This window comes from Georgenia sp. EYE_87, assembly GCF_023148685.1.
Lineage (GTDB): Bacteria > Actinomycetota > Actinomycetes > Actinomycetales > Actinomycetaceae > Georgenia.
Genome location: NZ_JAHXNL010000009.1, coordinates 114,650 through 132,791, shown reverse-complemented (window position 1 = coordinate 132,791; position 18,142 = coordinate 114,650). Strand labels below are relative to the sequence as shown.

Genomic DNA, 18,142 nt, shown 5'->3' with positions numbered 1-18,142 from the left:
GATGAGAACACTAGGCGCCGGACGGGTGGCCGTCGCTCGGTACGTCCGTTCGCCGCAGCTCGCGGGCAGCACGGTCGGCGGCCTCGCGCAGCAGCACCGAGTCGCGGGCGGCGATGACCAGGTCCATCCCCCGCTCCGCCCAGCGGCGGGCGCCCGCCGGGTCCGCCCGGTCGATCCCGACCGCCACGCCCGCGCCCCGGGCCGCATCGACGACCCGCAGGACCGCCTCCTCCAGCTCGGGCGCCTCCGGCCGGCGGCCGAGCCCGAGGGAGAGCGCCAGGTCGTTGGGACCGACGTAGACGGCGTCCACCCCGGGCACCCGCACGATCTCCTCGACGTTGGCCAGGCCGTCGGCCGTCTCGATCATGAGGATGCAGGTGGCGAGGCGGTCCCCTTCGTCCGGCTCGGGGGCGCCGCGCCGCGCGTCGCCCCACAGCGGTCCCCAGCTGCGGCGCCCGGCGGGGGCGTAGCGGCAGGCGGCCACGGCGCGGCGCGCCTGCTCGGCGTCGTCGACCATCGGCACGATCACGCCCTCGGCACCGAGGTCGAGCGCGCGCATGATCTGCTCCGGCGCGTTCCACGCCACCCGGACGACGCTCGCGGCCGGCGTGCGGTGCAGCGCGGCGAGGATCGCCGTCGCCGAGCCGGGGTCGGCGAAGCCGTGCTGGAGGTCGACGCACACCAGGTCGAACCCGGCGCGGCCGACGATCTCGGCGGCGACCGGGTCGTCCAGGGCGCTCCACACGCCGAAGGTGACCCGGCCGTCGGCCCACGCCTGCTTCAGGCTCATACCGGCGTGACGTCGCCGCAGAGGTGCACCGCGACGCCGAGGCGGGCGAACATCGCGGCCTTGGCGGTCAGGGCCTTGTCGGCGGTGGCGGCGTCGGGGGCGTAGACGACCTGGGCGTGGTTGGCCTTGTGCCGGGCCATGAACTGGTCGCGGGTGATGCCGTGGAGGACGACGTGGGCGATGGGCCACTCGGGGTTCGTGGCCTGCTTGCGCCGCTCCGTCTCCTCCGGTGGCAGCTCGACGACGCTGGCCCGGCCGAGGTCGACGTGCAGGCCGGCGTCGGCGATGTAGACGCGCGACCAGACGATCTCGCCGGGCTTCGACACGCCGTTGATCGTCGCCCCGCCGGCGGGGAAGAACACCGGGTCCTGGCGCCAGCCCTCGGCGTCGGCGTAGCCGCCCGCGAAGTGCGACGGCGGGACCGAGCCGGAGATCTCGAAGACCCAGACGAACTGCCCGTCGTACTCCTCGCCCCAGCGCACGTCGTGCAGCGTGTTGGCCGGGTCCAGCCCCATCGCGGTCCAGATGCGGTTGGTGATCAGCGCGTCGACGGCGACCCCCTCGTCCACCTCGTTGAAGTGCGGCAGCGCCTTGCCCTCGTACAGCACGCGGGAGCCGTCCCGGCTGGTCACCGGCGGGCGGGCGACGTTGTTCAGCAGCCCCTCGACCAGGTCCGAGGCCGGCGCGAGGTTCTTCAGCCCCTGCTGGTACTGGATGCCGACGGCGTCGAGGCCGAAGTCGTCGGAGAGGCGCAGGGCGGCGACGTACATCTTGTGCTGCCAGCGCAGCTGGGTCTCGGTGAGCTCGGTGGCCTCGACGGTGCCGGTGCGGAACGTCATCCCGGCCTCGGTGAGCCAGCGGCCGACGGCGTCGGCCTCCTCGTCGGTGACGGTCTGCATCTCGGCCCACAGGGCCGACTGGGAGAGCCGCTCCTTGTAGATGCCCAGCGGGTTGAGCAGCTCGTCGTCGATGATGGCGTTGTACATGCCCATGCAGCCCTCGTCGAAGACGCCGATGATCGCCTTCTCGTCCAGGAGCTGGTCGGCCAGCGCCTCGCCCAGCTCCCGCTCCGGGCTGGGGCCGAGCGGCGGCAGGTCGCGGACGTGGCTGTCGTCGTGGGTGACGGTGCCGGTCTCCAGCCACGACCGGATGCCGTCCCGGAACCACGCGTCGGAGCCGTCGACGGTCCAGATCGTCGAGTACGGCCGGCCCATCTTGGTCAGCCCGGCGTTGAGGCCGAGGAGCCCGACCAGCCCGGGCCAGTCGCCCGCGAAGTTCGCGACGGTGAGGATCGGCCCGCGGTGGCTGCGCAGCCCGGCGAGGACGTGGTGGCTGTACTGCCAGATGGCCGTGGCAACGATCAGCGGCGCGTCGCGTGGGATCGAGCGAAAGACCTTCAGGCCCATCCGCTGGCTGGAGATGAAGCCGTGCCCGGTGTCCGGGTCGACGCCGAGCGCCCGTTCGACGGCCCAGCCGTTGGCGGCGAGGGCGTCCGCGACGACCCTCTCGAGCTCGACCTGGGTGGGCCAGCCGGCGACGTTGGCCGACTCGCGCAGGTCGCCGCTGGGGACGAGGTACGCGGTGCGCTCCGGCGCGGTCGCCGGGGTCGTCGGGGCAGGCAGGGTGTAGGTCATGAGGCTCCTTCGTGCTGGAGGCGCGCCAGCGCGTGCACGACGTCACGGGTGGCGGGGTAGAGGTCGAGGTAGTGGCGGTAGAGGTCGTCGTAGAGCGCGGTGGCGCGCGGGTCGGGCTCGCGGACCTCGGCGGCGGGGTTCCAGCTCGCCATCGAGACGTCCTCGACCAGGCGGGCCGCGAGGTACGCGGCCCCGTAGCTGGCGCCGATGGTCCGGGTGGGGATGGTCTGGGGCAGGCCGGTGACGTCGGAGACGATCTGGGTCCACAGCTCGCCCTGGGTGCCGCCGCCGACGGCGACCACCCGGTCGATCCGCGCGCCCGCCGCCCGGAGGGCGTCGACGTTGTGGCGGACCCCGAACGCCGTCGCCTCCAGGACCGCCCGGTAGAGGTCGCCCCGGGTGTGGGAAAGCGTCAGCCCCACGATCACGCCACGGGCGTCGGGGTCGAAGATCGGGGTGCGCTCCCCCGCGAAGTACGGCAGGGCCAGCAGCCCGCGGGCGCCCGGGCCGGAGGCGGCGGCCTCGGCGAGCAGCGTCGGGTAGTCGGTGCCGCCGGTCAGGTCCCGCAGCCAGGAGGTGATCGCCCCGGACGTCGCCATGCCGCCGGCGAGGTTGCGCGTGCCCTCGAACGCCCCGACGGTGCCCCACATCAGCTCGGACGTGACGCGCTCGGGCACCGTGGCGATGAGGAACATGGTCGTGCCGTACATGAGCATGAGGTCGCCGGGGTTCTGGGCGTCGACGCTGACCGCCTCGGACCAGGCGTCGATCGTGCCGGTGATGACCGGGACCCCGGCCGGGATCCCGGCCACCTCACGGCGGGTCACGCCGGCCCGCTCGCCGGGCCAGCGCAGCGCGGGCAGGTCCAGCCCCGGCGCGACGTGCTCGGCCCAGGGGGCGTACCAGTCCAGGGCGCGGGTGTCGTAGAGGGGCGTGCACTGGCTCGCCGAGTGGTGGTCGAGCACGTACTCGCCCGTGAGCCGGTGGGCGAGCCACGACGCGGGCATGAAGAGGCGGCGGGCGCGGGCGTAGACGTCTGGTTCGTGCTCGCGCACCCAGGCGATCTTCGGGCCGACCGCCTGGCTCGACAGCACCGAGCCCGCCCGGTCGAGGATCGCCTCCCGGCCCAGCTCGGCGTCGAGCCGCTCGATCTGCGCCGTCGCGCGCGTGTCCACCCCGTAGAGGATGGCCGGGCGCAGCACCGTCCCCCGGTCGTCGGTGAGCACGACGCACGGCCCCATGCCGCTGACCCCGACGGCCGCGACCTCCACGTCTCCGGGGGCGGTCAGCTCGCCGGCGAGGGCGACGAACTCCTCCCACCAGACCTCGGGATCCATCTCCACGTGGCCGGGCGCGGGCCGGCTGACCGTGTGCGCGCGGGACGCCGTGCGGAGGATGTCCCCGTCGGGGAGGACGAGCACGCCCTTGCTGCTGGAGGTGCCGATGTCGACACCGAGGTACGCGCTCCGCCGCATGCCGGAGACGCTGCCAGAAATCGATTACCGGCGCAACCGGCCCCCGCCCGACGCGCCGAGCGCCGACGTTCCTGCTCAGGACCTGTCCCCGGACCGCCGTCGCGAGCGCGGAAGGCGGTCCTCACGGAGGATGCTCCGGCCTCGGCACCCGCGCCAGGGGAGGCCGCGGCCTCGACACCCGCGGCAGGGCGGACCCGCCGGGGCCTCGGCAGCGGCGGCGCGGGCGAACCCTCCGGATCCTAGGACGCCGCCACGGCGGACACGACCGTGCGCGGCGGCTCGGTGAGCCCGTTGACCCGCTCGATCAGCAGCCGGGCGGCGGTGACCCCCATCGTCCTCGGCCCGAGCGGGAGGACGACGAGGTCGTCCGTCCGGGAGGTGACGAAGGGCAGGTCACCGATGACGCCGACCTCGGGAGCGGACTCCCCGCGGGCGGCCAGGACCTGGAGGGCCCCCACCCCGACGAGGTTGTTGGTGGCGACCACCGCCTCCGGCGGCCGGTCGAGCGCGAGCAGCTCGAGCATCGCGCGACGCCCGCCCTCGACGCGGAAGCTCGAGCGGACGAGCAGCCGCTCGTCGACGTCCAGCCCCGCCTCTGCGAGCGCCTGGCGCCAGCCGTCGGCACGGTCGTCGGCCGTGCTGGTGCCGGCCGGGCCGCTGATGCAGCCGACGCGGCGGTGGCCCCGCCCGACGAGCTCGCGGGTGACCCGCCGCCCGAGCTCGGCGTTGTCGAACAGCACCTGGTCCACGGGTGCGGCCACGGCACGGTCGAGCACGACGACGGCCCGCCCGCGGTCGAGCAGCGGCCGCAGGTTCGGGGAGGCCGTGGCCGGCGCGAGGAGCACGCCGGCCATGTTCTCGCTGTCGGCGATCGCGAGGTACCTCTCCTCCTTCGCGGGGTCCTCGTCGGTGTTGCAGAGCACCACCGACAGCCCGGCCTCCTGCGCGACGTCCTCCACGCCGCGGGCGAGGGACGTGAAGAAAGGGTTCTCGATGTCCGGGAGCACCAGGGCGATCACGTCGCTGTGGCGGCGCCGCAGGGAGCGCGCGGTCCGGTCGGGGGTGTAGCCGAGCTCGGCGGCCGCGCGGTGCACCGCCTCGGCGAGGTCAGGTCGCACCTTCTTCCCGTTCAGCACCCGAGAGACGGTCGCCGTCGACACGCCCGCCAGCGCCGCGACCTCCACGATCGTGGCCATCCGCCACCCCTTCCGTCGTCGTCACTCTAGGTCCGTGGCCGGCCCGGCCACCGGCACGCAGCCCAAGTTCCGGGCCCAGGGGTTGCGCACAGCACGTCCGACGCTCTATGTTCACCGTCAACGGTTAACCGAGTAATCGATTTCGCACCTCGACGAGGAGGCCTGGATGGCTGTCAACAGCGCTCTGCGCAACGCCGTCACCATCCCGCCCGCTCCGGCGCTCGGCCAGCACGTGGTGGACCACCTGCGGCGGCTGATCATCACCGGCGACCTGCAGGCCGGGACCCACCTCGTCGAGAGCCAGCTCTCGGAGAGCTTCAACGTCAGCCGCGGGCCCGTTCGGGACGCCCTGCGCCAGCTCGAGACCGAGGGACTCGTCGAGTCCCGCCGCCGCGGCGTCTTCGTCATCGGGCTGCGCAGCGAGGACATCGAGGAGCTCTACCTCCTGCGCCAGGTCCTCGAGGCCGAGGCCGTCCGGCTGTGCATGGAGGCAGGCTCCGACCTCACCGAGGCCCGCTCGGCGCTCGATCGCATGGGGGCCGCGGCCGAACGGGCCAACCCCGTCGGGTTCGCCGAGGCGGACCTCGACTTCCACACGGCGTTCTACGCCCACTCCGGCCACCGCAGGCTCGGCAGCATCTGGCAGCAGTACCGCCCGACCTTCGCCGGGATGCTCTCGGTCACCAACGCCGAGGACCGGGACCTCGCCCCGATACACCGCGACCACGTCGAGCTGCTCGATCTCATCGGGGCCGGCGACCACGCGGCCGTCGCCCCGGTCCTGCGCGAGCACATCGACGGCTCGCGCACCCGCATGCTCACCGCCTACGCCCGCTTCATCGCCACCCCGTAACGCCCTCCTCCGCCGATCCGGCGGAGCGAACCCCTCCCCCGCTGTACCGACGAAGGAGTTGTACAACCATGATGCGCACCCGACTCACCTCGGCAGTCGCCCTGTCCGCCCTCGCGCTCGTCCTCGCCGCCTGCTCCGGCGGCGCCGACGACGGTGCCGCCGACGGTGCCGACGGCGGAGCCGCCACCGACGGCGGCGAGGCCTCGGGCTACCCCGAGCAGGACATCAACTTCATCGTCCAGGCCGCCGCCGGCGGTGGCTCGGACCTCAGCTCCCGCGCGCTCGTCGCCGAGCTCGAGCCCATCCTGGACACCTCGATCATCGTCGAGAACCGTCCCGGCGCGTCCGGCTCCACGGCCATGCAGTACGTGGCCGAGCAGGACCCGGACGGCTACACCATCGGCTTCGTCCCGGTGGAGATCTCGATGCTGGGCCACCAGGACTTCGACGTCGACCCGGCGAACTACGACTTCCTCGGCCAGATCATGCTCGCTCCGGGCATCCTGTCCGTGCCCGCCGACAGCCCCCACCAGACGCTCGAGGACTTCGTCGAGGCCGCCCAGTCCGAGGAGCTCGCCGTCGCCAACTCCGGCGCGGGCTCCATCTGGGAGGCTGCGGCGTTCGGGCTCGCGGACGAGACGGGCGCCCAGCTCGCCTCCGTCCCCTTCGACGGCGGGGCCCCCGCCCTCGCGGCGGCCATCGGCGGCCAGGTGGACGCCGCCGTCGGCGGGGCCGGCGAGACGCTCACGGCCTACAAGGAGGGCCAGGTGCGCCCGCTCGCCATCTTCCACGACGAGCGCCACCCCGACATGCCCGACGTGCCGACGGCTGCCGAGGCCGGCTACGACCTCGAGTTCGGCGGCTGGGGCGGCATCTACGCGCCGGCCGGTCTGCCGGACGACGTCCGTTCGACCCTCGAGTCCGCCATCGAGGAGGCCGCCAACTCGGACGGCTTCATCGAGACCATCACCACGGCCGGCAACCTGCCCGTCTACCGCGACTCGGCCGAGTTCACCGACTTCGTGAACTCCGAGTACGAGCGCTTCGGAGAGATCCTCGGAGCCCGCTGATGATCCGTTCCCGCAAGGGCACGCCGGCTGCCCCGTCCGCTCAGCCGGACGGGGCAGCCCCGGTGCCCGGCCCGCACGTCGATCGCGTGCCGCCGGCCGAGGAGCTGCTCGCGCACGACGCCGCCGACGCCGTCGAGGCGGCCGGCGAGGCGGACCACGCCCCGCTCGCCCGGCCGTCCCGCCGCCTGGAGATCGTCTGCGCGGCCATCGCGGTCGTCGGGTCCGGCGCCCTCGTCGTGCTGGCCCGCGCCATCAAGGTCCGCACCGAGACGGACGGCATCGACCCGCGCTGGTGGCCCGAGCTGCTCGGCCTCGCGGGCCTCGCCCTGGGGGTGCTCCTGCTCGTGGTCGCCGTCGTCCGTCCGCCGTTCGACCGTGACGACCTCGAGGCGGCCACGCGGCAGGGCTGGGTCCGTGTCGGGCTCGCCGTCGTGCTCTCCGTCGTCTTCGTGCTGCTCTGGCCCGCGCTCGGCTTCCTGGTCGTGACGCCGATCTTCCTCGTCGCCGCGACCTACCTCTTCGGTGGCCGCGGCTGGAAGACGCTCATCCTCTTCCCCGTGGTCATGACGGGGTTCATCTACCTGCTCTTCCACACACTCCTGAAGGTGCCGCTGTGAACGCCGTCGCCGAGGGCCTGGGCGCCCTGCTCGACCCGACCGTCGCCGTCTGCCTGCTCATCGGCCTCATGGTGGGGACGCTGGTCGGCGCGTTCCCCGGCGTGACCGGGTCGATGGCCGTGGCGCTCGCCTCCGGCTTCACGCTCACGCTGGAGCCCGTGCAGGGGCTCGCGGTCCTCCTCACCATCTACGTGGGCGCCAACTACGGCGACCGGATCCCGTCCATCCTGGTCAACACGCCGGGGACACCGGCCGCCATCGCGACCACCCTGGACGGCTATCCGCTCGCGAAGCAGGGCAAGGCCGGCCTCGCCCTGGTGAGCTCGTCCATGGTGACGACCGGCGGCATCCTGCTCTCGATGGCGCTGTTCCTCGTGGCGGCGCGGCCGGTGGCCAGCATCGCCCTCGAGTTCGGCCCGGCTGAGATGTTCGCCCTGGTGGTCTTCGGCCTGACCATCATGATCTCGATCTCCTCGAAGTCGGTGGTCAAGGGCGTGCTCGCGGGCATCGCCGGCCTGGCCATCGCCACCGTCGGGCGCGACCCCATCACCGGGGACTCGCGGTTCGTCTTCGGCGTCAACGACCTCAACTCGGGCCTGCCGTTCATCGCGGTGATCATCGGCCTGTTCGGCATCGCCGAGCTCTTCGACCAGCTCCTCACCCACCGCGCGCATCACGTCAAGCCGATCTCCAGCCTCGGACGGTGGTGGCCGACCCGGTCCGAGTACCGGCAGATGGCCAGGCCGTTCGGGGTCAGCAGCGTCATCGGCATGGTCGTCGGTGTGGTCCCGGCCGCCGGCGGCGACATCGCCGGCCTCATCGGGTGGGACCGCGCCAAGCGCATGTCCAAGCACCCGGAGAAGTTCGGCAAGGGCTCCCTCGAGGGCCTCACGGCGGCGGACACCGCCTCCAGCGCCACTCTCGGCGGCTCGCTGACGACGACCATGGCGCTGGGCATCCCCGGCGACTCGGTCATGGCCGTCATGCTCGGCTCGATGATCATCTGGGGCCTGCAGCCCGGCCCGTCGCTGTTCACCAACAGCCCGGACCTGATGATCAGCATCGCCGGCATCATGATCGTCGCGACCCTGCTGTCCCTGGTCATCAGCCTCGTGCGCATGCGCGGCATGGTGAAGCTGCTGGACCTGCCGAACCACTACCTGTGGGTGGGCATCCTCATCTTCTGCGTCGTGGGCACCTACACCACCACCAACAACCTCTACACGGTCTGGGTCATGCTCGCGTCCGGCGTGGCCGGGCTCGTCATGAAGCGCACCGGCTTCCCGCCGGGTCCGGTGGTCCTGGGCCTGCTGCTCGGGCCCCTGGCGGAGTCCAACCTGCGCCGGGCCCTGATCATCGACGGCCCCTCGATCCTGGTCACCCAGCCCATCTCCGCGGCGCTGCTCGCCCTCGCCGCGCTCAGCCTCGCGCTGCCCCTGATCGGACGGGCCCGCAAGGCCCGCCGCGGGCGGGACGCCGGCGCGAGCACCGACGAGCCGGCCCTGACCCGATGATCCATCCGTCCGTGACGCGGCGCTGGGTCGCCGTCGACCACCCTGGCTGGCGCCAGGCGCACGCCTCGAGCGTGCTCGCGGTCGACGGCGCCCTGGTGGCTGCGTGGTTCGGCGGCACCCGCGAGGGCACGCCGGACAACCGCATCTGGCTCGCGCGCCGCCCCGCCGGCTCCGCCGCCTGGGGCGAGCCGTCCGTCGTCGCGGAAGGGGGCGAGGCGCACTGGAACCCCGTCCTGGCGCACGGCCCGGACGGCGCGGTGTGGCTCTTCTACAAGCGCGGCCCGCTGATCTCCCGGTGGGCCACGTGGTTCCGCCGGTCCGGCGACGGCGGCGCGACGTGGACGGAGCCGGCCGAGCTCGTGCCGGGCGACGCCGGAGGCCGGGGGCCGGTGCGGAACCCGCCCCTGCTGCTGCCGGACGGGGCCTGGCTCGCCCCCGGCTCCCACGAGCGGTGGGACGGCGACGCGTCCTGGGACGCGTTCGTCGACCGGTCCGCCGACGGCGGCCGCACCTGGACCCCGGCCCCCGTGCCGCTGGACCACCGGGGCCTGCGCGGCGCCGGCGTCATCCAGCCCGCGCTCTGGCGCAGCGGCCCGACCGTCCACGCCCTCCTGCGCAGCACGGAGGGCTCGGCGTACCGCTCCCGCTCGGACGACGCCGGGCGCACCTGGTCACCCGCCGAGCCGACGGCGCTGGCCAACAGCAACTCGGGGCTGGCGGCCGTCGCTCTCGACGACGGCACCGTCGCCTGCGTGCACAACCCGGTGGCGCAGGACTGGGGCGCCCGCTGCCCCCTGGTCGTCTCCGTCTCCCCGGACGACGGCGACACCTGGCGCGAGGCCGCCGTCGTCGTCGAGGACGGGCTCACCCCGGTCGACGACGACCCCGGCCGCCGCCCCGCCCTGCCGCCGCCGTGGTCCTTCTCCCCCGCCGACGCCGGCGTGGAGACGAGCGGCGTCGGCGAGTACTCCTACCCGGCCGCCGTCGTCGCCGGCGCCGACCTCGTCATCACCTACACCTGGCAGCGCCGCGGCATCGTCGAGGCGCGCGTCCCCCTCAGCCTGCTCCACTGAAAGGAAGCCCATGCCCGCCCAGATCATCAGCGCCGTCCCCGTGCCCTTCACCGAGGACGGGTCGCTCGACCTCACCGAGTTCGAGAGCGTCCTGCGCACGATCGACCCGCACGTCGACGGCGTGCTCGTCGCCGGCACCACCGGGGAGTTCCCCGCGCTGGACGACGACGAGCGGGTCGAGCTCTTCCGCGTGGCCGCCGAGGTGCTCGGCGCCGCGCGGGTGGTGGCCCACCTCGGCCACGGCAGCACCCGCCAGGTGCTCCGCCTCGCCGCGGCGACGGCGGACCTCGGCATCAGCCGGTTCGCGCTGCTCTCGCCGTACTACCTGCCCACCGACGACGACGGCGTGGTGGCGTTCTTCCGGGCGCTGACCGAGGCGTTCCCCCAGGCCGACGTGTACGCCTACCTCTTCCCCGAGCGCACCGGCATGGACGTCCCGGTGGAGGTGCTGCGCCGCGTCCTGGCGCTGCCGGGCATGGTGGGCGTGAAGCTGTCCGGCGGGGCCGCGGCGCGGCTCACCGAGTACGCCGCCGCGCTCCAGGACGGCCAGGAGCTCTACTCCGGTGACGACGCCACCCTGCCGTGGGTGCTCGAGCAGGGCGGGACCGGCGTCGTCTCCGGCGTCTCCTCGGCCTTCCCGGAGACGTTCTCCACGCTCGCCCGCGCGCTGGACGCCGGCGACGGCGAGGCCGCGGAGCGTGCCCAGGCCAGCGTCAAGGAGGTGGTCGGCCTGACGGGCCCGACCATCCCCCGCCTCAAGACCGCGATGGCCGCCCGCACCGGCGCCGCGTGGGCCAGCCGGATGGCCCTGCCCGCCGTGGACGCGGAGCTGAGGGGCCGGATCGAGGCGGCGGTGTCGCAGCACGGGTAGGCGCCGGGCGGCGAGGCTACCCTCCGCCCGGCTGACGAGAAGCGGGGCCTCCGCCGGGCTGACCATGAGAATCGGGGCCGTCCTCTCCCCCGGGAGGACGGCCCCGCTTCTCGATCACCCGGCCGCTGGGCCGGGCGGGATCACTCCCCGCAGCGGCCCCACGGCGGCTTGCCCAGGCCACGCTCGAGCGCCTGGGTGTTCTCGCCCGCGCCGCCGGGCGCCCCGGTCGGGGCCGAGCCGGGCGTCTCGCACGCGGGCGCCTCCACCGCGGGCACGGTGACGGTGACCTCCTCGGTGACCCCGTTGACGGTCAGCCGCACCGTGGCGGTGCCCGACCCGACGGCGGTCAGCTCACCGGTGGCCGGGTTGAGGCGCAGCACCGCCGCCTCGCCCTCGAGCTCGGCACCGGACGCGGCGGCGACGGTCACGCCCTCCCCCGCCCAGTCGGCGCTCATCGGCCAGGCCACCGGCACCGCGCGAGTGCCGTCCTGCGTGACCGTCCCGCGGACGACGGCGGTCTCCCCGAGCGTGAGCTCGACCGGCACGTCGAGCGCGAGCGCGTCCACCCGGGCGCGGACCTCCGCCCGCATCCAGTCCAGCCGGTCGGCCACGGGTGCCGGGTTCTCGCCGACCACGCCGTCGGCCGGGTCGATGCCGAGCAGCGTCCACCCGGTGAACCCGCCGTTCTCGGGCGTGGAGGCCGGGGACTTGCCCGAGTTGCCGTTGATGACGTTGGAGACGCCGTCGAAGCTGCGGGCGTGGAAAGCGCCGACGTGGGCGTTGACCGCGGCGACGGACTTCCCGGCCGACGCCCGGAAGCCGCCGAGCAGGGTGTCGACCGCCGCGGCCTCGTACCGGTCGGAGAGCTGCGAGGCGTCGTCGGGCAGCGGGTCCTCGGTCGGGTGGTGGAAGAACACCACCACGCCGGTGACCGCGGGGTCGGTGGCCGCCGAGGCGAGGGAGTCCTCCAGCAGCCGGATCTGGTCCAGCCCGCCGGCCCGGAGGGACCCGGCGGAGGTGTCGAGCGTGATGACCCGCGTGCCGGCCACGTCCACCACGTTCTGCGCCGGCCCGAAGGCCGCCTCGAAGGCCCCGATCGAGCCGCCCATGATCTCGTGGTTGCCGGGCACGTACAGGTACGGGACGGCGTCGCCGACCTCCTCCTCGAGCACCCGCCGGGCGAGGTCGAGGTCGACGGGGGCGCCCTCGTCGACCAGGTCGCCGTTGACGACGAGCAGGTCCGGGTCCTCGGCGACGATCTCCCGCAGCGTGCGACGGGCGGCCGCGACGGTGTCGGAGTCGGGCGCCCGCCCGACGAACTGCGCGTCGGACATCACCGCGATCCGCTGGGCGTACCCGTCCACGGTCCCGTCGGTGACGATCACCGGGTCGTGCACGGGCGCGACCACCGGCTGCTCGACGTCGGGAGCGACGACCGCGGCGATGTCCGTGAACGCGACGTCGCCCCGGTAGCTCGCGGTGGACCGGGTCTCCATGATCCGCACGCGCTCGAGCGTGAGGGGGAACGCGGTCCCCGCCGGGACGGGGAAGGTGGTCTCCTTCCAGCCCTCCCACGTGACCATCGGGCCGTCGAGCTGCTTGACCACCCCGTCGCCGTCGCGCACCTGCAGGCGCGGCCAGGCGCCGGTGGCGTCGCCGTCGATCAGCATCGTGATCGCCTGCGGCTGCCCGGGCACGGGGATGGGCGCGGGCGCGACGGCGTAGGAGCCGCGCGTCGCCGTCGACGTCGTGAAGTCGTGCGTCAGCCGCAGCGCCGGCTGGCCCGCCGGGCCCTCCGCCACGGTGAGCGTGCCGGTGGCTCGCGCCTGCTCGAAGCGCCAGGCGGCGCCGTCGGCCAGGTCGGTGACGGGCCTGGTGGTCAGGCCCACGGTCACGGGGACCTGGACCACGGTCCCGGCCACCTCGAGCTGGGCGAGCGCGGAGCCGGAGCCCGTGGTCGCGGTGATGGTGAAGGCGCCCGGGCCGGCCGGCTCGATGGTGAAGCCCTCGGCGACGGAGGCCTCGACGTCGGAGACCTCGATCGGCGCGGAGAAGCCGTCGGCGTCGTGACCGGTGAGGGAGATGGTGGCGGTGTCGCCCTCGCCCTCCATGGCGATCTGCGACGTCGAGGCGGTGACGTGGTCGAGGGGCCCGAGCACGGTGAGGTTCGTGGCGCCGGTCAGGCCGGACGCCTTGTAGGTGACGGTGGCCGGGCCGGGCGTGACGCCCTCGAGGACGGCACCGGTCTTCGTCTGCCCGGTGATGACCGCGTTGGCGTCGGCGCCGTTCGGCAGCGAGCCCGGCGAGGTGACGGTGAACCGGCCCTCGGCGTCGGTGCCGGCGAGCTGGTCGGACAGACCGACGCCCTCGACGGTGCGGTGCAGGCCGGGGATGACGTGGTGGGCGTCCTCGCCGTCCAGCACGGGGCGCACGGCGACGTCGGTCAGCTCCTCGGTGTCGGCGGAGGAGAAGAACGCCAGGGAGTTGGCCACCACGCGCTGGGAGCCGTCGGAGGGGACGTTGACCAGCTCGGGCTCGGTGCCGCCTGCGGGGCGGGCGACCATGGTGGTGGAGCCGCCGCCGTCGATGTTGACGGCGTTGTGGGCGCCGAGGTCGATCATCAGCTCGGCCATCTCCACGCGGGTCAGGCCGCGGGCGGTGGCGCTGCGCCCGTCGACCGTGGCGACGAGCAGCTCGGAGCCGTCCTCGGTCAGTCCGAGGACGGTGCGGGCGGCGACGGGCTCGTCCGGGAAGTCCGCGAGCGCGCCGTCCAGGACCAGCGGGACGTTGCCGCCGATGCCCAGGTCGACGTCGGAGCTCGGGGAGACCGTGACCTCCACGGCCTGGCCGACCTCGAGGGCGCGCAGGGCGGCCGCACCGGTCCCGCGGCCCAGCAGGACCTGACCGCCTGTGGGGAACGCGGGCACGCCGGCCCCGGCAGACACAGCGGTGACGGTGCCGCCGGAGACGACGGCGGTCGCGACGTCGGTCTCGCCGGGCACGCCGGCGGGGCGGTCGAGGGAGGCGCTCCCCCACCGCTCGTTGTAGACGCCGATCGAGTTGGCCGGAACGGTCGCGCGGTTCAGGCCGGCGAGCTCGTGGGTGGCGTCGCCGGCGGTGAGGGTGCCGGAGGCGGAGAGGTACTCGATGGCGGCGACGCCGTCGGTGAGGGTGAACGCCGGGTAGGCCTGGCTGTAGCCGTTGATGATCTCGCCGTCGCTGATCGTGGTGAAGATCGGGGCGTTGGTGAAGTTCATGTCGAAGTGGTTGCCGTTGACGGCGGCGACCGCCCCGGTGCCCCGGACCTGATCGAGCACGGTGGCCGGCGCGGTGGTGGCGCCGGAGTCGAGGACCTTCATGCTCAGGGTCGGCTCGGTGAGGTCGGCCTTGAGGATGTTGCCCGACGTCCAGCCCTTCTCCTCCAGGCGCTGGAAGCTGGTCAGGTCCAGCCCCGGCGCGACCGCCTGGGTGGAGACCTCGTGGAGCACGGAGCCGTCGGCGTCGAGGTCGAGGCCGCCGGCGTCGCCGACGGTCACGAGCTCGGCGAGGGTCTCGGCCTCCGGCTCGGTGCCGGCCAGCGCCGGCAGCGCGCCGACGGCGGTGAGGCAGAGGCCGGCGCCGGCGAGCGCGGCGGTCAGTCTTCGGGCGGGCAGGTGCACGGTTCCCCCGGGTGATCGGTTCTGGTTGGCGCGGCCCGGACGTCGTCGTCCGGCCGCGGTTTCCGACCGTAGCGAGGGGATATGGCTCGGTGATGAACGGGGGGTGAGCGGTTGTGGCCACGGCCGGTACCTGCCACGGTGCGGGCGACGCCGGCGACGCGCGCTCGCATCCGAGGACCGGCCGAAAAAGGTTGGCGGTCCTGCCGGTCCCGTACTCAGATGGGTCCGAGCGCGACGCGTTCGGTGGTGCCCACGCAGGGCATCTCGCAGGAGCGGAGCCGGTCGGATCCAAGCCCGTGAGGTCCGCGCGACGGCGGGATGGACGGGTGGACGAGGTGGACGAGGTGGACGAGGTGGACGAGGTGGACGGGACGATGGTCGTCGTCGAGCGGGGGGACGAGCTCGGCGAGGGATACCGGCGCCGCATCACCGAGGTCTACGTGCGCAGCTTCGCGGAGGACTTCGTCGCGTTCTCGCGCGACACCGGCCGGCTGGCCGACGCCTTCGAGCACATGCTGCTGCTCGACCGGTTCTACGTCGCCCTCGTGGACGGCGAGCCCGCCGGCCTCGCCTCGCTCACCGAGGGCGGCCAGTCGCTGTTCGCGCCGCGATGGCGGGAGATCCGGCGTCACCTCGGGCTCGCACGGGGGCTGCTCGCCTACGTCGTGATCCGGGGCTGGTTCATGCGCGCGTCCGCCGGCGCCCGGCCGGGGCTCGCCGAGATCGGGTTCGTCGCCACCGAGCCGGCCCACCAGGGTCGCGGGGTCGCCACCGCGTTGCTGCGTCACCTGGTGGCGCTGCCCGGCTACCGCGAGTACGTGCTCGAGGACATCAAGGACACCAACGCCCCCGCCCTCGGGCTCTACGCCAGGCTCGGCTTCACGGTGCACAAGCGCCGGAAGGTGCGCTTCGCCCGGCGCGCCGGATTCACCGAGCTCGTGTCGATGAGGCTCGTGCAGGACCAAGGAGCGGGACGACGCCCGCGATGACGATGAGCCCGGCCCCGGCGGCGGCGAGCGCCGAGACGCCCTCGCCGAACAGGGCGGCACCGAGCAGCAGCGCCACCACGACCTCCCAGTAGGACAGGCCGGAGAGCTCGGCGGCGCGCAGGTGCTTGCCGGCCACGACCAGCAGGCCCAGGGCGAGGAGCCCGCAGACGAGGAAGAACGCGGCGGCCCACGCCCAGTGGGTCGCCGTCATCCCGGACAGGTCGGGCCGCACCACGGCCACCAGGGCCGCGGTCCCCAGGGCGCCGAAGGCGAAGTTCCAGAAGCTGCGCACGTCCGCCGGCATGTCCGTGCGGTACCGGTAGCACAGCAGCGCCGCCCCGTAGAAGATCCCGGAGGCCACGCCCAGCCCCAGACCCAGGGCCTCCTGGCCGGACGCCACGGCCGGGTCGCCGCCGACGAGACCGGCCGCCAGGGTCATCCCCGCGAAGCTGATGACGAGGGAGACGACCTCGACGCGGGTCATCGACTCCTTGAGCAGCACCCAGGCCAGGGACGCGGAGAGGACCGGCCCGAGGTAGTGCAGCGCCACGGCGAGGGCGAGGTCGATGAGCACCGTCGCGGAGAGCAGCGTCGCCAGCGACAGCCCGAGGAAGACGCCGCCGAGCGCGACGGACCAGGACAGGCGCGTGCGGCGCAGGACGCCGAGGCGGCGGCCGACGGCGAGGATGACCAGCATCCCGACGGCGCCGACCAGCATGCGGCCCATCGTCAGCGCCTCGCCGATCAGCGCGCCGGACGGGGTGGCCAGGCGGCCGAACACGCCGGCGGTGCCCATGGCGGTGGCGGAGACGACGATCGCGACGACGCCGAGACGGCGGTTGCGGGCCGGGTCGCCGGCCGGGGCCGGGCGGGTGGGCCCGGCTGCGGCGTGAGCCGGTACGGGCTGCGCGGCTGTGGGGTGAGCCGGCGCGGCGCCGGGACGGGTGATCTCGTGGACGCGCGCGGGCGCGTCGGCCGACAGTGCCACAGAACTCCTCAGGACAGGTGCGCGCGGAGGCGCGCGGCGGGTGGGTCGTTCCCCGCTCTGTCATCGGACCTGAGAGCTTTCGCGGGCCGTGGCCCGGTTACACCGTCGGTGAACCCCCGCGGGGGTTGCTTTCCAGAGGAGCCTCGCCGGCGGCGGTCTTGGGGGCCTGAGAGATTCCCGGGGAGGTTGCTCCTTCGGCGCCCGCAACAGCGGGACTCTCCCGCCGCGGTTCGGTGGCATGTTCAGTTGTCGAGACTCAAGTATCTCCCATCGGACGGCGTCGGACGCGGAGCGCACGCGTGAGGCTGGCCACCCGGGTCACCCAGCCGCGGCGCCCCCGGTCCCCCGCGGCGGGCTCACCCGGCCGGCGACCACCCGAACGCCGGCGCCACGTGCCGGGCGATGTTCTCCAACAGCTGGGCGTTGTAGTCCACCCCCAGCTGGTTCGGCACCGTGAGCAGCACCGTGTCCGCCGCCGCCACGGCCGCGTCATTGCTCAGCTCCTCCGCGATGACGTCCGGCTCGCCGGTGTAGCTCTTGCCGAACCGTGCCCGCACGCCCTCGAGCATGCCGACCTGGTCGTGCCGCTCGTCCTCCCGGCCGCCGAAGTAGGCCCGGTCCAGGTCGGTGACGAGCGGGATGACGCTGCGGCTGACCGAGACGCGCGGCTCGCGCTCCCACCCCGCCTCGCGCCAGGCCTGGCGGTAGTGCTCGATCTGCTCCGCCTGCAGCTCGTCGAACGGCACGCCGGTGTCCTCGCTCAGCAGCGTCGAGCTCATCAGGTTCATCCCCTGCTCCGCCGTCCACCGGGCGGTGGCCCGGGTCCCCGAGCCCCACCAGATCCGGTCGGGCAGGCCCGGCGAGAGCGGCTGAATCGCGAGCGGCGCCTCGCTCCCCGTCATCCGCGGGTTCGCGCGCGCCACCGCCGCGCCGTCGATCGCGGCGCGGAAGAGCTCGGTGTGCGCGCGGGCCATGTCGGCGTCGCTCTGGCCCTCCGCCGGGACGTACCCGAAGGACTCGTACCCGCGCAGCGCCGTCTCGGGCGAGCCGCGACTGACGCCGAGCTGGAGGCGCCCGCCGCTGATGAGGTCGGCGGCCGCCGCCTCCTCGGCCATGTAGAGCGGGTGCTCGTAGCGCATGTCGATCACGCCGGTGCCGATCTCGATGCGGGAGGTGCGTGCGGCGACGGCGGAGAGCAGCGGGAAGGGCGAGGCGAGCTGGCGGGCGAAGTGGTGGACGCGCACGTACGCGCCGTCGATGCCCAGCTCCTCCGCGGCGACGGCGAGCTCGATGGTCTGCAGCAGGGCGTCGGCGGCCGTGCGGGTCTGGGAGCCGGGCACCGGCTGCCAGTGCCCGAACGAGAGGAAGCCGATGCGCTTGCGGTGGGTCCCGCCGTCCGTCGTCATGGCCGCA

General features: G+C 74.0%; 14 protein-coding genes and 1 riboswitch. Of the genes, 7 read left to right on the top strand and 7 right to left on the bottom strand.

Going from position 1 to position 18,142, the window contains the following annotated elements:
- Positions 1–10 precede the first annotated feature (10 nt).
- From KZX45_RS13985 to KZX45_RS13970, 4 genes are all read right to left on the bottom strand, one after another.
- Complete coding sequence (locus KZX45_RS13985; RefSeq protein WP_248258365.1) at positions 11–790, bottom strand: HpcH/HpaI aldolase/citrate lyase family protein; 780 nt, start codon at positions 788–790, stop codon at positions 11–13.
- Complete coding sequence (locus tag KZX45_RS13980; RefSeq protein ID WP_248258364.1) at positions 787–2,424, bottom strand: fucose isomerase; 1,638 nt, start codon at positions 2,422–2,424, stop codon at positions 787–789. The genes KZX45_RS13985 and KZX45_RS13980 overlap by 4 nt, the downstream gene beginning before the upstream one ends.
- Positions 2,421–3,899, bottom strand: a complete 1,479-nt coding sequence (locus KZX45_RS13975; protein ID WP_248258363.1) for an FGGY-family carbohydrate kinase — start codon at positions 3,897–3,899, stop codon at positions 2,421–2,423. Before KZX45_RS13975 ends, KZX45_RS13980 begins: the two co-directional genes overlap by 4 nt.
- A gap of 239 nt (positions 3,900–4,138) precedes the next feature.
- Entirely contained in the window at positions 4,139–5,095 is a 957-nt protein-coding gene (locus KZX45_RS13970; protein ID WP_248258362.1) for a LacI family DNA-binding transcriptional regulator, read from the bottom strand.
- 166 nt (positions 5,096–5,261) lie between these two features.
- On the opposite strand from KZX45_RS13970, the gene KZX45_RS13965 reads away from it, so the two are divergent.
- The 6 genes from KZX45_RS13965 (at position 5,262) to KZX45_RS13940 (ending at position 11,093) form a co-directional block, all read left to right on the top strand.
- Entirely contained in the window at positions 5,262–5,948 is a 687-nt protein-coding gene (locus tag KZX45_RS13965; RefSeq protein ID WP_248258361.1) for a GntR family transcriptional regulator, read from the top strand.
- Positions 5,949–6,016: 68 nt separating this feature from the next.
- Positions 6,017–7,018 carry a tripartite tricarboxylate transporter substrate binding protein gene (locus KZX45_RS13960; RefSeq protein WP_248258360.1) on the top strand — a complete coding sequence of 334 codons (1,002 nt, stop codon included), beginning with the start codon at positions 6,017–6,019 and terminating at the stop codon, positions 7,016–7,018.
- The gene (locus KZX45_RS13955; RefSeq protein WP_248258359.1) at positions 7,018–7,635 is read left to right on the top strand and encodes a tripartite tricarboxylate transporter TctB family protein; all 618 of its coding nucleotides are present in this window, start codon (positions 7,018–7,020) and stop codon (positions 7,633–7,635) included. Before KZX45_RS13960 ends, KZX45_RS13955 begins: the two co-directional genes overlap by 1 nt.
- Entirely contained in the window at positions 7,632–9,149 is a 1,518-nt protein-coding gene (locus KZX45_RS13950; protein WP_248258358.1) for a tripartite tricarboxylate transporter permease, read from the top strand. Before KZX45_RS13955 ends, KZX45_RS13950 begins: the two co-directional genes overlap by 4 nt.
- A complete protein-coding gene (locus KZX45_RS13945; protein WP_248258357.1) occupies positions 9,146–10,222 on the top strand; it encodes an exo-alpha-sialidase in 1,077 nt (358 codons plus the stop codon). The genes KZX45_RS13950 and KZX45_RS13945 overlap by 4 nt, the downstream gene beginning before the upstream one ends.
- A 10-nt stretch (positions 10,223–10,232) precedes the next feature.
- Positions 10,233–11,093, top strand: a complete 861-nt coding sequence (locus KZX45_RS13940) for a dihydrodipicolinate synthase family protein (protein WP_248258356.1) — start codon at positions 10,233–10,235, stop codon at positions 11,091–11,093.
- A gap of 140 nt (positions 11,094–11,233) precedes the next feature.
- Here KZX45_RS13940 and KZX45_RS13935 read toward each other — a convergent pair whose 3' ends face one another.
- Complete coding sequence (locus KZX45_RS13935) at positions 11,234–14,752, bottom strand: phosphodiester glycosidase family protein (protein WP_248258355.1); 3,519 nt, start codon at positions 14,750–14,752, stop codon at positions 11,234–11,236.
- A gap of 326 nt (positions 14,753–15,078) precedes the next feature.
- Between KZX45_RS13935 and KZX45_RS13930 the strand changes: the two genes are divergently transcribed.
- Positions 15,079–15,741 (top strand): GNAT family N-acetyltransferase, encoded by a 663-nt coding sequence (locus KZX45_RS13930; RefSeq protein ID WP_248258354.1) that lies wholly within the window; start codon positions 15,079–15,081, stop codon positions 15,739–15,741.
- On the opposite strand, the gene KZX45_RS13925 is transcribed toward KZX45_RS13930, so the two are convergent.
- Together KZX45_RS13925 and KZX45_RS13920 are read right to left on the bottom strand one after the other, a co-directional pair.
- Positions 15,680–16,729 (bottom strand): DMT family transporter, encoded by a 1,050-nt coding sequence (locus tag KZX45_RS13925; RefSeq protein WP_248258353.1) that lies wholly within the window; start codon positions 16,727–16,729, stop codon positions 15,680–15,682. The genes KZX45_RS13930 and KZX45_RS13925 overlap by 62 nt on opposite strands.
- A 143-nt stretch (positions 16,730–16,872) precedes the next feature.
- Positions 16,873–16,962: riboswitch (glycine riboswitch) on the bottom strand.
- Positions 16,963–17,085: 123 nt separating this feature from the next.
- The gene (locus KZX45_RS13920) at positions 17,086–18,135 is read right to left on the bottom strand and encodes an LLM class flavin-dependent oxidoreductase (protein WP_248258352.1); all 1,050 of its coding nucleotides are present in this window, start codon (positions 18,133–18,135) and stop codon (positions 17,086–17,088) included.
- Positions 18,136–18,142 lie beyond the last annotated feature (7 nt).

Excerpts from the sequence above, each read along its gene's own strand:
- KZX45_RS13985 (WP_248258365.1), bottom strand. The coding sequence starts at position 790 with ATGAGCCTGAAGCAGGCGTGGGCCGACGGCCGGGTCACCTTCGGCGTG.
- KZX45_RS13980 (WP_248258364.1), bottom strand. The coding sequence starts at position 2,424 with ATGACCTACACCCTGCCTGCCCCGACGACCCCGGCGACCGCGCCGGAG.
- KZX45_RS13975 (WP_248258363.1), bottom strand. The coding sequence starts at position 3,899 with ATGCGGCGGAGCGCGTACCTCGGTGTCGACATCGGCACCTCCAGCAGC.
- KZX45_RS13970 (WP_248258362.1), bottom strand. The coding sequence starts at position 5,095 with ATGGCCACGATCGTGGAGGTCGCGGCGCTGGCGGGCGTGTCGACGGCG.
- KZX45_RS13965 (WP_248258361.1), top strand. The coding sequence starts at position 5,262 with ATGGCTGTCAACAGCGCTCTGCGCAACGCCGTCACCATCCCGCCCGCT.
- KZX45_RS13960 (WP_248258360.1), top strand. The coding sequence starts at position 6,017 with ATGATGCGCACCCGACTCACCTCGGCAGTCGCCCTGTCCGCCCTCGCG.
- KZX45_RS13955 (WP_248258359.1), top strand. The coding sequence starts at position 7,018 with ATGATCCGTTCCCGCAAGGGCACGCCGGCTGCCCCGTCCGCTCAGCCG.
- KZX45_RS13945 (WP_248258357.1), top strand. The coding sequence starts at position 9,146 with ATGATCCATCCGTCCGTGACGCGGCGCTGGGTCGCCGTCGACCACCCT.
- KZX45_RS13940 (WP_248258356.1), top strand. The coding sequence starts at position 10,233 with ATGCCCGCCCAGATCATCAGCGCCGTCCCCGTGCCCTTCACCGAGGAC.
- KZX45_RS13920 (WP_248258352.1), bottom strand. The coding sequence starts at position 18,135 with ATGACGACGGACGGCGGGACCCACCGCAAGCGCATCGGCTTCCTCTCG.